The following is a 12,679-nucleotide window of genomic DNA, read 5'->3' on the forward strand; positions in this document are numbered from 1 at the left end:
GCGCAGGCGCCCGATGCGGGCGGCCTGGCGGTGATCTCCGCCGGTCAGGAACCATCCGCGCCGGCGCGACATGGGATTCGCAAATGCTTATTGGAGAGGCAGAGGAAAAGCCGGCCTCAGCGAACACGATCCGCACGCGGTCCTCATCGGGCATCAGCTCAAATTCTTCGCGCATGCGCCGCCGCTGATCCCGAAACAACGCCCGCTTTTCGCAACTGAACCGGGATCCGGGAGCGGCCGACACCGGCTGGCCGCCACCATGGGCGCCCCTGACAGAGACGTGTCGCGCGTCGCCCCTGACCGCCGGAATGCCGTCGGGCGGGCTGTTACCTAGATCAGCCCGGCGTGCCGCATCGCGGCGTCGATCCGCCCCTTCGTTGCCTCCGTCAGCGGGGTCAGGGGCAGCCGCACTTCATCCGAGCAGCGGCCGAGGCGCGAGAGCGCGTATTTGGCGCCCACCAGCCCCGGTTCAAGGAAGATCGCCGTGTGCAGCGGCATCAGACGGTCCTGAAGGCTCAGCGCCGCGGCATAGTCGCCGGCAAGGGTCGCGGCCTGGAACTCGGCGCAGAGGCGGGGCGCGACGTTCGCGGTCACGCTTATGCAGCCCACGCCTCCATGGGCGTTGAAGCCCAGTGCCGTTGCATCCTCGCCTGACAGCTGGATGAAGTCCTGCCCGCAGGTCTCCCGCTGCATCGACACCCGTTCGATCCGGCCGGTCGCATCCTTGACGCCGATGATGCGCGGCAGCCGCGCCAGTTCGCCCATCGTTTCCGGCATCATGTCAACAACCGAACGGCCCGGAATGTTGTAGATGATGATCGGCAGGGTGCAGCACTCGTGCAGGGCGGTGAAATGCGCGATCAGGCCGGCTTGGGTGGGCTTGTTGTAATAGGGTGTGACGACCAGCGCCGCATCGGCACCGACGCGCTCGGCATGGCGGATCAGGCGGATGCCTTCGGTGGTGCTGTTCGATCCGGCTCCGGCGATCACCGGAACGCGTCCGGCAACCGCCTTGACCACCTCTTCGATCACCGTTTCATGTTCTTCATGGCTCAGCGTGGGGCTTTCACCCGTGGTGCCGACCGGAACGATCCCGGACGAGCCTTCGGCGATCTGCCATTCGACCAGATCCTTGAGCGTGGCAAGATCCAGAGCACCGTTCTTGAACGGCGTCACCAGGGCTGGAATGGACCCTTTGATCATGACACGCTTCTCCTGCTGGATCGGGGGCGGTGAATCGCCCTGTTGGAACGCGCGGAACCTAACCGCAGTCGCTGCACTTGCCAAGTTCGTGTGTTGCGGGCCTTTGCGGTTGCGGGCCGGCGCCCGGCAGGCCATCTTCGGGCGCAATGACCCGTCCTTCAAGAGCTTCGCCACCGTGATCCGCCGTCTTGCCATCGCCTCTGTCCTGATCCTTGGCCTGTCCCTCACCGCACCTGCCGCCGCCCCGGCAAGCGAGGCGGTCGTGGCCGAGGCGCTGGCCCGCGTCGCCGCGCGCGACTGGCCGGCGGCCGCGGCACGTGCGGCAGAGGCCGGCCCCGTCGCTGCCGATCTGGTCGAATGGCACCGGCTGCGCGCGGGCGAGGGCACAGTGGCCGAGGTTTCGGCCTTTCTCGCGCGGCGCCCCGACTGGCCCGGCCTGCCGTTCCTGCGCCAGAAGGGCGAAGAAGCCATGGCGACGACGGCGCGCGGCCCCGACGAGATCCTGGACTATTTCGCGCAGGCGCTTCCGGTCACAGCCGACGGCGGGCTTGCCCTGATCGAGGCGCTGCGGGCCGAGGGCCAGCTTACTCGCGCCGAACAGGAGGCTGTGCGGCTCTGGCAGGGCTTCACGCTGAGCGAGGAACAACACGGCCACCTGCTCGCGCTTTTCCCCGAGGCGCTTGCCCCGCATCACGAGGCGCGCCTGGCAACGATGCTGCGGCTTGGGCGGCGGGCGGATGCCCAGCGGATGCTGGCGCTTGTGCCCGAGGGGCCGCGGCGGCTGGCCGAGGCGCGGCTGGCGCTGCAGGGACGGGTGCCGGGGGTGGATGCGCTGATCGCGGCGGTGCCGGCTGCGCTGGCTGACGATCCCGGGCTGGCCCATGACCGGTTTGCCTGGCGGATGTTTCACGATCTTTATGACGGCGCCACGGATCTGATCCTGCAATACAGCACCTCGGCCGCGGCCCTCGGCGATCCGGCTGCCTGGGCCCATCGGCGGGCGCTGCTGGCGCGGCGCGAAATGCGCGAGGGCGATCCCGTGCGCGCCTATCGCATCGCCGCGCAGCATCATCTTGAGGGCGGGGGAGATTTTGCCGATCTCGAATGGCTGGCCGGCTTCATCGCGCTGCGGCGGCTTGATGATCCGCAGACGGCGCTGCAGCATTTTACGCGCCTGCGCGAAGCTGTGAGCAGCCCGATCAGCCTGGGGCGTGCCGGCTATTGGGAGGGCCGCGCCCACGAGGCGATGGGAAACAGCGCCGCTGCCCAGGCGGCCTATGCTTTCGGCGCGCAGCATCAGACAAGCTACTACGGCCTTCTTGCGGCCGAGAGGGCGGGCCTGCCGATGGATCCCGCCCTTGCCGGAACCGAGGATTACGGGGACTGGCGGCAGGCAGGCTTCCTTCGCTCGACCGTGATGGAGGCGGCGCTGATGCTGCACGGTGCCGGTGATCACGCCCTTGCGCGGCGGTTCATGCTGCATCTGGCCGAGGGGCTCGATCAGACGGCACTTGGGCAGCTTGCGGACATGGCGCTGGAAATCGGCGAGGCGAACACCTCGGTCCTGATTGCCAAGCAGGCGGCGGCACGCGGCATCATCCTGCACCGGCCCTATTTCCCCCTGACGGAACTGGGCGAGATGCAGATGCCGATCCGGCGCGAACTGGCCCTTGCGATCGCCCGCCGCGAAAGCGAGTTCGACCACACGGTCATCAGCCCGGCGGGTGCGCGCGGGTTGATGCAGGTGATGCCCGGGACGGCCGAGATGATGGCCCGCAGGCTGGGCGAGCCCTATGACCTGGCGCGGCTCACGCGCGATCCGGCCTATAATGCGCGGCTGGGCACCGCCTACCTGGCCGAGTTGATCGGCGAGTTCGGCTCGAACCCGGTGCTGGTGGCGGCGGGCTACAACGCAGGGCCGGGGCGCCCGCGCCGCTGGGTCGAAACGCTGGGCGATCCGCGCCATCCCGATGTGGACGTGATCGACTGGGTCGAGATGGTGCCCTTCACCGAAACCCGCAACTACATCATGCGGGTGATGGAATCCCGGATGATCTATCGCGCCCGGCTTGCCGGCGGGCCGGTGCCGATCACCATGAGCACCGAGATGAAGGCGCGCTGAGGGGGCGCCTCAGCCTCGCACCCGCTGTCGCCACAGCGTGAACAGCCCGGCGCCGACCACCACGGCCGCGCCGATCGCCACATTGAGCTGCACCGTTTCCCCGAAGACGGTGATGCCCAGGATCGTGACGAAGACAAGTTGCAGATAGGCGAAGGGCTGCACGGCGCTGGCCTCGGCCACCTCGTAGCAGCGAATGAGCAGCCAGTGGCCAAGCGCGGCGGTGCAGCACAGAACGCCCATCCAGACCCAGTCGCCCGGTTGCATCGGTTCCCAGAACCACAGGCCCGTGACGGTCATCGCCACCGCCCCGGTGACGCCCGTCCAGAAAAAGCTGACGGCCGAACTGTCCTGCCGCGCCACATAGCGCGTCAGCAGCCCGTAAAGCGCAAACATGAAGGCCGCGAGCAGCGGGATCATCGCCAGCGGCGAAAACACCGCGACGCCGGGTTGCAGGATGATGAGGACGCCGACAAAGCCGATGCCGATCGCCGTCCAGCGCCGCCAGCCCACCTTTTCGCCCAGAACCGGCCCGGATAGGGCCGCGACCAGAAGCGGATACGAGGTGAAGACCGCGTGGCTTTCCACCAGCCCCAGTTGTGTGAAGGCGACCACCATCACACAGACCTCGGCCGCCAGCAGCAGGCCGCGAAAGATCTGGACCAGCGGCTGCCGCGTCGCCGCCGCCTTGCGAACGCCCCCGGCCTTGCGCGCGGCCAGCGTGATGACGAAGGCCGCGAAGAACCAGTACCGGATCATCACGACCATCAGCACGTTGTATTCCTCGGCCAGATGCCGCGATACGCCGTCCTGCAGGGCAAAGACCAGCGTGGTTGCCACCATCAGCCAGATGCCGAGGCGCGTGTTCTGTTCAGTCATCGGTATTCAGCCGTCCCGTGCTCATGTGGCGCTTGTTGCCGTGGCCCTTGCGGCGTTCGACCGCAAAGCCCGCATCCGACAGGGCGCGCCTGACGCTGCCAGCGGCGGTATAGGTGGCAAAGGTTCCGCCGGCGGCGGTATGTCGCGCGACCTCGGCCAGAAGATCCCCGGACCAGAGTTCGGGGTTCTTGGCCGGTGAAAAACCGTCCAGAAACCAGGCATCCGCCTGGCCGCCCCATCGGGGCAGCATCTCCCGGGCATCACCGATGAGGATCTCGGCCTCCAGGTCGTCCAGCAGGATCTGGCGCGCGCCGGTGGCCCACTGCGCCAGAAACGGGGCGGCGACCGCCTCGGCCTCGGGGAAGGCGCGCAGGGCGCGGCCGATCTCGGGGGCAGACAGCGGGAAGGCCTCGAAGCTGGTGTAGATCAGGCGCCCCGGCTGCCCGGATGCGCGCCAGGCGATCAGCGCGGCCAGCATGTTCAGCCCGGTCCCGAAACCCAGTTCCGCAATCCGGAACCCCGGGCGGAACCGGGCGGGAAGGTCATTTCCGGCCAGAAACACATGGCGCGTTTCCGCCAGCCCGTCAGCAAGCGAGAAATAGGGATCGTCGAACCGGGTTGAAACCGGGATGTCTCCGTCGCGCCACTCCAATGCAGCCTTCTGGTCGCTCATGCTGATTTGCCCTAAACCCGTTCGCGGCGACAATGGGGATGGGAAAAGGCAATGGCAATGGCCGATGTGACAGTGCACGGGGCGGGCATCTTCGGCCTGTCCGTGGCCTGGGAATGCGCCCGCCGGGGCGCCCGTGTCAGGGTGATCGAGAAAACGGCAATCGGTGCAGGCTCCAGCGGGGGGCTTGTCGGCGCGCTGGCGCCGCATGTGCCCGAAAACTGGAACGACAAGAAGGCCTTTCAGCTGGAAAGCCTGCTGCTTGCCCCCGATTTCTGGGCCGGGGTGGCGGCGGCTTCGGGGCGGGATCCGGGTTATGCCCGCACCGGGCGGCTGCAACCCCTGGCGGATGAGCACGCGGTGGAGCGCGCGCGGGCGCGGGCTGAGGAGGCGGCGCTTCTGTGGCGCGGTGCGGCGCAGTGGCGCGTGGTCGAGGCGGCCAGTTTCGGCACCTGGGCGCCTGCCAGCCCCACGGGCCTTCTGATCCACGACACGCTGAGCGCCCGTCTGCATCCCCGACAGGCCGGCGCCGCCCTTGCCGCGGCCATCCAGGCCCTTGGCGGCGAGATCGTGATCGGCACCATTCCGGAGACCGGCAAGCCGGATGGCGCTGTGCTTTGGGCGACCGGCGTCGAGGGGTTGGCCGATCTGGGTGCAGCGCTCAACCGTCCGCTGGGCACGGGCGTAAAGGGGCAGGCGCTGGCGCTTCGTCATGCGGCGCAGGATCTGCCGCAACTGTTCGTCGAGGGCCTTCACATCGTGCCGCATGGCGACGGCACGGTCGCGATCGGCTCGACCAGCGAGCGGGAGTTCAGCGACCCGTCCTCGACCGACGCGCAGCTTGACGTTCTGGAACAGCGCGCCCGTGCTGCCTGTCCGGTGCTGGCCGATGCGCCGGTGGTGGCGCGCTGGGCAGGCGTGCGGCCGCGCGCGCGAAGCAGGGCGCCCATGCTGGGCCATTGGCCCGGCCGGCCGGGGCACTTCATCGCCAATGGCGGCTTCAAGATCGGCTTTGGCATGGCGCCGGGGGTGGCGCGGGTCATGGCCGACCTGTTGCTGGAAGGGCACGACCGCATCCCGCCGGAGTTCCGGGTCGAGGCGAGCCTCTGATCGCGCGGCGCGCCCTCTTGCCCCGCTCCGACCCTTGACGCAGAGTGGCGCGAAACAGCGGGAAGGTGCATGATGATGCGACACGGCGGAAAGATCCTTGCGGATCAACTGGCAATCCATGGGGTGCGGCGGGTGTTCTCGGTTCCGGGCGAGAGCTTTCTGGCCGCATTGGACGGCTTGCATGACAGCGGGATCGAAAACATCGTCTGCCGTCACGAAGGCGGCGCGGCGATGATGGCCGAAGCGCATGGCAAGCTGACCGGCCAGCCGGGCATCGTCTTTGTCACCCGGGGACCGGGGGCGACCAATGCCTCGGCCGGGGTGCATGTGGCGCGTCAGGACAGCACGCCGATGATCATGTTTGTCGGCCAGATCGCCCGCGCCCATCGTGACCGCGAAGCCTTTCAGGAGGTGGATTACCGCGCCTTCTTCGGCGGCATCGCCAAATGGGCAACCGAAATCGACCAGATCGAGCGTCTGCCCGAATACATCAGCCGCGCCTTCCATGTGGCGACCTCGGGGCGGCCTGGGCCGGTTGTGCTGGCCCTGCCCGAAGACATGCTGAGCGGCAGCGCCGAGGTGCCCGACATTCCGGCCCGTGCCGTGCAGCCCGCCTCGGTCTGCGAGGACCAGATCGACGCGCTGCTGGAGCGGCTTGCCCAGGCGCAACGGCCGCTGGTCATCGCAGGCGGGTCGGTCTGGTCAAGCGCCGCGGCCGAAGGGCTGGCTGCGTTCGCCCGCGCCTTCGATCTGCCGGTTGCGGTCAGCTTCCGTCGGCAGGACCGGATGGACAACCGCCACCCCAACTATGTGGGCGATCTGAGCGTGGGCATGAACCCGCGCCTTGCGCAGCGCCTGCGCGAGGCCGATTGCCTGTTGATCCTCGGCTCTCGCTTTGGCGACATCGCGACCAATGGTTACGAACTGGTGGACCCGGCCGCTCCGGGCAAGACCATCCTGCATGTGCATTCCGATCCTGATGAACTGGGCCGGGTCTGGCGCCCGGATCTGGCCATTGCCGCCCCGGCACCCGACGTGATCGCGCGGCTTGCGGGCCGCGCAGGGCCGGGGCAGCCGGTCTGGTCGGGATGGACCCGTGCCGCGCGCGCCGATTACGAGGCCTGGACACAGCCCGTGCCGACGCCCGGCGCCGTGCAGCTGGAGCAGGTGATGCGCTGGCTGAGCGACCATCTGCCCGAAGATGCGATCGTCACCAACGGTGCCGGAAACTACGCCGCCTTCCTGCATCGCTATTATCGTGCGCGGGCCTTTCCGGCGCAGCTTGCGCCCACCAGCGGCAGCATGGGCTATGGCTTTCCGGCCGCGATTTCGGCCAAGCTGGAACATCCGGGCCGCACCGTGATCTGCATGGCCGGCGACGGCTGCTTCCAGATGACGCTGAACGAGATGTCCACGGCCCGCCAGCATGACGCTGCGGTCATCACCATCGTGGCGAACAACGGGCGCTATGGCACGATCCGCATGCATCAGGAACGGCATTATCCCGGCCGGGTCAGTGGCACCGATCTGTTCAACCCCGATTACGCGGCGCTTGCGCGGGCCTATGGCGGCCACGGCGAAGTGGTCGAGCGGACCGAGGATTTCGCGGATGCCTTTGCCCGGGCCGAGGCTTCGGGCCTGCCCTCGGTGATCGAGTTGCGGCTGGACCCCGACATGCTGACCCCGGGCAAGACCCTGAGCGAAACCCGCGCCGAGGCGTTGGCCGGCGCCTGAACCGGTGGCGCTGCACGCCCGGCGGAGCCGGGCGTGCAGCGCGGACATTGTTCGTCATGGTTCCCGGTGGCCTTGGCAGGCGATTGTTACGCGCAGGGCAAGGCGTAACGGCCGGACGGGCTTGCTTTCGGCAGACTGCCGGGACCTCCGCGTTACGCGTTTCCCTCCGACACGGGAGGTTCAGCGTCACTGCCGCCGGGTTCGGACGAAGGATCAGGCACGTCCCGCGCCCAGATGCTGCGTTGCTGGTGGACCGGGCGCGGTGCCGAATGGCACCGCCGTGGCTGCCTGTGGTGGCTTTGAATGTGCTCGCGCTCCCGATGCGATCAGGGGGCGGTGAGGGTCTTTTCCATGAACAGGTTCGACGGGATGTCGGGATAGCCGCCGAAGGGCGGGCAGGGGCGATAGCCCATCGCCTGGTAGAGGGCGCAGGCCGCCGCAAGGGCCGGTCCGGTCTCGAGCCGCAGGACCGGAAGGCCCAGCGCGCGCGCACGGGCTTCCAGGGCCTCCATCAGCGCGCGACCGATTCCCCTCCCGCGGGCTCGGTCGCGCAGGAACAGGCGCTTGACTTCGCCATAGCTGTCCATGTTCACCAGCGCGACGCAGCCCAGCGGCCCCTCATCATCGGCGGCGACCAGGAAGGTCGTGTTCGGGGTGGCAAGCTCTTCCGCGGAAAAGCTGAAGATCTCCTCGGGGGGGAAGACGGATTGCAGGAAGTGCTGGCTGTCGTCGATCAGGGCGCGGCTTTTGGGTGTAAGTGGCGACGAGGCTGTGATCGTGTAGCGCATGGGAGCCTTCGAGGGTGAGCGAGGGTGAACGTGCGATTGCCCGCTGTGACGGACGGCGGCGGGGGCGCTCCCGCCCGTCTTCGGCGCGCAACGCGCCTCATCCCGTTGGGCCGTGCCGCGCTGCGCGCGGCGGACGCGCGAGCTCGCCTGTTCTGGTTCAGCCTCGTCTGAATGACAAGAGATCTTGTGGATAAGCGCCTGCGCCCCGGGCAGATGTGGCGCTGTCCGGTTGACTTTGCCGGCCGCTTTCCCAAGGATAGCGGACTGCCCTGACTGACGGAACCGAACTTGCGCTTTACCCGATTGCGGCTCAATGGCTTCAAGAGCTTTGTGGATCCCACCGATCTTGTGATCGCCGACGGGTTGACCGGGGTTGTCGGCCCGAACGGGTGTGGCAAGTCGAACCTGCTTGAGGCGCTGCGCTGGGTGATGGGTGAAAACCGCGCCTCGGCCATGCGCGGGGGCGGCATGGAAGACGTGATCTTTGCCGGCACGGCCACCCGGTCGGCGCGGCACTACGCCGAGGTTGTGCTGACGCTGGACAATGCCGACCGCCGGGCCCCGGCGGGGTTCAACGATGCCGATGCGCTTGAGATCGTGCGCCGGATCACCCGCGATGCGGGATCCGCCTACAAGGTCAACACCCGGGATGTGCGGGCCCGGGACGTGCAGATGCTGTTCGCCGATGCCTCGACCGGGGCGCATTCGCCGGCCCTGGTGCGGCAGGGGCAGATTTCGGAGCTGATCAACGCCAAGCCCAAGGCGCGCCGGCGCATCCTGGAGGAAGCGGCGGGAATATCGGGCCTTTATCAGCGACGTCACGAGGCCGAGCTGCGCCTGAATGCCACCGAGACGAACCTTGCCCGGATCGAGGATGTGACCGAGGCTCTTGCGGCACAGCTGCAATCGCTGGCCCGTCAGGCCCGTCAGGCCGCCCGCTACCGCGAGGTGGGCGCGGCGTTGCGGCGCGCCGAGGGGATGCTGCTGTTTCGCCGCTGGCGCGAGGCTGATTTGGCGCGCAGGCAGGCCGAGGAAACCGCCCGCGCGGCGGCGCAGCAGGCAGCAAGGGCCGAGGGGCAGGCGCGCGAGGACGCTGATTGCCGCGCTGTGGCAGAGCAGGCCCTGCCCCCGCTGCGCGAGGAGGAGGCGATTGCCGTGGCCGTCCTTCAACGCCTCGTTGCCCAACGGGACCTGCTTCACGACGAAGAAACGCGTGCCCATACCGCTCTGGAGGCGCTGCGCGCCCAGGTGGCGCAGATCGCGCGGGACATCGATCGCGAGTCCGGGCTGAACCGCGACGCCGGTGACACGATCGCGCGGCTGGAGTGGGAGGGCGACCAGCTTGCCCGCGCGGCCGAAGGGCATGAAGAGCGGCTTGCCGGGGCGGCCGAGGCCGCGCGTGCTGCGGCCGCCATCCTGTCGGAGCGCGAAAGCACGCTGAGCGAGGTGACCGAGGATGTCGCGCGGCTGTCTGCCCGCCACCAGTCGGCGCATCGGCTGCTCGCGGATGTTAGGGCAACGCTTGAGCGGGCCGAACAGGAGGCGGCGCGCGCACGTTTGGCGCAGGAGGCCGCCGCATCGGCGCAGGCGCGCGCGGATGCGGATTTTGCCGCAGCCGAAGAAGCGCAGTGGGCCGCGCAGGATCTTGCCGGCGAAACCGAGGCGCGGCTGGCCGAGGCCGAAGGCGCGCGGGCCGAGGCGCAGGGCGCGGAATCCGAGGCCCGCGCCGCACGTTCCGGCGCCGAGGGTGAGGCCAATGCCCTGCGTGCCGAGTTTTCCGCCCTGTCGCGGCTGGTGAACCGAGAAGCGCAGGCGGGGGCGCAGCTTCTTGACCAGCTGCGTGTGGCACCGGGCTATGAGCAGGCGCTGGGCGCGGCGCTTGCCGATGATCTTCGTGCATCCGTCACCGAGGGCGCAGGATCGGGTTGGGTGACGCTGCCGGATTATGATCAGCAGCAGGCCCTGCCCGACGGCGCCCTGCCGCTTGCCGCGCATGTCACGGCGCCGCCGGTTCTGTCACGGCGGCTGGCGCAGATCGGCCTGGTCGATGCCGAACGAGGCGCGGCGCTTCAGTCGTCCCTTCGTCCCGGCCAGCGGCTGGTATCCCCTGGGGGGGATCTGTGGCGATGGGACGGGCTGCGGGCTGCGGCGGCGGATGCGCCCTCGGCCGCGGCGCTGCGGCTTCAGCAACTCAATCGACTTGCAGTGCTCGAGCGGGAGCTTGAAGAGGCGACCGCCCGTGCCGAAACCGCGCAGGCCGCGCATGAGGCGCGTCAGCTTCGGCTGGCCGAGCTTTCTCGCGCCGATCAGCAGGCGCGCGACGATCGGCGCGCAGCGGATGGGCGTCTGAGCGATGCGAATCGCGCCCTGTCGCGCGCCGAGGCCGACCGGTCGATCGCCGCGGGAAAGCTTGAGGCGGCGCGGCTTGCCCTTCGCCGCCACGAGGATGAGGCCGGGGCGGCCCGGCTGCGCCTTGCCGAGGCGGCGGCGGCGGTCGAGGATCTTGGCGATCTGGAGGCGGCACGGTCGCAGGTCGAGGCTGTGCGCATCGCTGTCGAGGCAGCCCGCATGACGATGATGACCCGCCGGTCGGCTCATGACGAAGTTCGCCGCGAGGGCGAGGCACGGGTGCGCCGCGCGCAGGAAGTGGCCAGGGAGCTGGCCAATTGGCGCAATCGGCTTGAGACCGCCGAGCGGCGCACGACCGATCTGGTGGCGCGCAAGGTTGCAGCCGAAGGCGATCTGGCCGAGGCGATGGCGGCACCTGCCGAGATCGCTGCGCGCCGCGCCGAACTGGCCGAAGCTGTCGCCGAGGCCGAGGCGCGGCGCGTGAATGCCGCCGAGGCTCTGATCCGGGCCGAGACGGCGCTGCAAGCGGCGCTTGGGTCCGAACGTGAGGCCGAGCGGCTGGCCGGCGAGGCGCGCGAGGCCCGCGCCCGGGCCGAGGCGCGGCTTGAGGCCGCCCTGGAAACCCGTGCCCTGGCAGCCGAACGGATCCGCGAGGACACCGAGCTGACGCCCGAAGCTCTTCTCGCAACGCTGGATGCAGAGCCGGAGGCGATGCCCGGGGTCGAGGATCTTGAGACCGAGGTGGCGCGCCTGCGCCGCGCGCGCGATGCGCTGGGCGCGGTGAACCTGCGCGCCGAAGAAGATGCACGCGAGGTGCAGGGCGAATACGATACGCTCAGTTCCGAAAAGGCCGATCTTGAGGAGGCCGTGAAGAAGCTGCGCTCGGGCATTGCCGGGCTGAACCGGGAGGGGCGAGAACGGCTGCTTGCGGCCTTCGAACAGGTGAACACCAATTTCGCCACGCTGTTCACCCATCTGTTCGGCGGGGGCGAGGCACGGCTCGTGCTGGTGGAATCCGACGATCCGCTTGAGGCAGGACTCGAGATCATGTGCCAGCCGCCGGGCAAGAAGCTGGCCACCTTGTCGCTTCTCTCTGGCGGGGAGCAGACGCTGACGGCGCTGGCGCTGATCTTTGGCGTGTTCCTTGCCAATCCTGCGCCGATCTGCGTGCTGGACGAGGTCGATGCGCCGCTGGATGATGCCAATGTCACCCGTTTCTGCGACCTGCTGGACGAAATGACCCGACGGACCGAAACCCGGTTTCTCATCATCACACACCACGCGGTGACGATGGCGCGAATGGACCGGCTGTTCGGGGTCACCATGGCTGAACAGGGGGTAAGCCAGCTCGTGAGCGTCGATCTGCGCAAGGCTGAAAGCCTGGTTGCCTAGATCGCTCCGGCCTTCGGCGCCTTCGCGGATGCCGCACGGTCTGACCAAAGGTCTCTGTGCGTCTGAGCGGAGCCTTGCTTGTGTCAGGTCCGTGTGCCGCCGTCCACGCACTGGCTGACGAATAGTGCCGATCCCAAGGCCCCGTGCCAGGTTTGCGCGCCGTGCGATGGTTCTGTCTCCTCGTTGCTGGCCTGACCGGAGGCCGGCGATCACCTGCCCCTGAGTCTGCCGCCCTTCCTTTCGTCCCGTATGGTCGCGTGAAGAGGTCAGGAGCGTCGTCATGCGGCGGCCGTGGAACCATTGGCTTTCGTCGCCGCCAACATCGCCTGGATGCCGCGCGATATCTTGCGAACATGCGGCTTCGGTGCCGACAGGCGGACCAGCCATGTGCCGGATCGGCCGAACGGGTGTTCGACGCGCCACGGCCGAATCCGG

The 12,679-nt window shown here is 68.6% G+C and carries 8 protein-coding genes; 4 read left to right on the forward strand and 4 right to left on the reverse strand.

What is annotated here, in order from left to right:
* Positions 1-330: 330 nt before the first annotated feature.
* Positions 331-1,203: a 4-hydroxy-tetrahydrodipicolinate synthase gene (dapA, locus tag ACFQXB_RS02625; RefSeq protein WP_377398654.1), complete on the reverse strand. Its 873-nt coding sequence runs from the start codon at positions 1,201-1,203 to the stop codon at positions 331-333.
* A gap of 175 nt (positions 1,204-1,378) precedes the next feature.
* Between dapA and ACFQXB_RS02630 the strand changes: the two genes are divergently transcribed.
* Positions 1,379-3,325: a lytic transglycosylase domain-containing protein gene (locus ACFQXB_RS02630; RefSeq protein WP_377398657.1), complete on the forward strand. Its 1,947-nt coding sequence runs from the start codon at positions 1,379-1,381 to the stop codon at positions 3,323-3,325.
* A gap of 9 nt (positions 3,326-3,334) precedes the next feature.
* Here the strand turns inward: ACFQXB_RS02630 and ACFQXB_RS02635 are convergent, their stop codons facing one another.
* Both ACFQXB_RS02635 and mnmD read right to left on the reverse strand, forming a co-directional pair.
* Entirely contained in the window at positions 3,335-4,201 is an 867-nt protein-coding gene (locus ACFQXB_RS02635; RefSeq protein ID WP_377398660.1) for a DMT family transporter, read from the reverse strand.
* Complete coding sequence (gene mnmD, locus ACFQXB_RS02640; protein ID WP_377398663.1) at positions 4,194-4,874, reverse strand: tRNA (5-methylaminomethyl-2-thiouridine)(34)-methyltransferase MnmD; 681 nt, start codon at positions 4,872-4,874, stop codon at positions 4,194-4,196. Before mnmD ends, ACFQXB_RS02635 begins: the two co-directional genes overlap by 8 nt.
* A gap of 51 nt (positions 4,875-4,925) precedes the next feature.
* Between mnmD and ACFQXB_RS02645 the strand changes: the two genes are divergently transcribed.
* On the forward strand, positions 4,926-5,981 hold the full coding sequence (locus tag ACFQXB_RS02645) for an NAD(P)/FAD-dependent oxidoreductase (protein ID WP_377398666.1): 1,056 nt from the start codon (positions 4,926-4,928) through the stop codon (positions 5,979-5,981).
* Between the two features lie 75 nt (positions 5,982-6,056).
* Entirely contained in the window at positions 6,057-7,715 is a 1,659-nt protein-coding gene (locus ACFQXB_RS02650) for a thiamine pyrophosphate-binding protein (protein ID WP_377399155.1), read from the forward strand.
* 326 nt (positions 7,716-8,041) lie between these two features.
* Here ACFQXB_RS02650 and ACFQXB_RS02655 read toward each other — a convergent pair whose 3' ends face one another.
* Positions 8,042-8,503: a GNAT family N-acetyltransferase gene (locus ACFQXB_RS02655; RefSeq protein WP_377398669.1), complete on the reverse strand. Its 462-nt coding sequence runs from the start codon at positions 8,501-8,503 to the stop codon at positions 8,042-8,044.
* Positions 8,504-8,791: 288 nt separating this feature from the next.
* Here ACFQXB_RS02655 and smc point away from each other — a divergent pair, with 288 nt between their 5' ends.
* Complete coding sequence (gene smc, locus ACFQXB_RS02660) at positions 8,792-12,244, forward strand: chromosome segregation protein SMC (protein ID WP_377398672.1); 3,453 nt, start codon at positions 8,792-8,794, stop codon at positions 12,242-12,244.
* Positions 12,245-12,679 lie beyond the last annotated feature (435 nt).

The sequence above is a fragment of the Halodurantibacterium daqingense genome (assembly GCF_042666235.1).
In the GTDB taxonomy this organism is placed as follows: domain Bacteria; phylum Pseudomonadota; class Alphaproteobacteria; order Rhodobacterales; family Rhodobacteraceae; genus Halodurantibacterium; species Halodurantibacterium daqingensis.

Bases quoted from the DNA above. Each gene is read 5' to 3' on its own strand.
- dapA (WP_377398654.1), bottom strand. From the start codon at position 1,203: ATGATCAAAGGGTCCATTCCAGCCCTGGTGACGCCGTTCAAGAACGGT.
- ACFQXB_RS02635 (WP_377398660.1), bottom strand. From the start codon at position 4,201: ATGACTGAACAGAACACGCGCCTCGGCATCTGGCTGATGGTGGCAACC.
- mnmD (WP_377398663.1), bottom strand. From the start codon at position 4,874: ATGAGCGACCAGAAGGCTGCATTGGAGTGGCGCGACGGAGACATCCCG.
- ACFQXB_RS02645 (WP_377398666.1), top strand. From the start codon at position 4,926: ATGGCAATGGCCGATGTGACAGTGCACGGGGCGGGCATCTTCGGCCTG.
- ACFQXB_RS02650 (WP_377399155.1), top strand. From the start codon at position 6,057: ATGCGACACGGCGGAAAGATCCTTGCGGATCAACTGGCAATCCATGGG.
- ACFQXB_RS02655 (WP_377398669.1), bottom strand. From the start codon at position 8,503: ATGCGCTACACGATCACAGCCTCGTCGCCACTTACACCCAAAAGCCGC.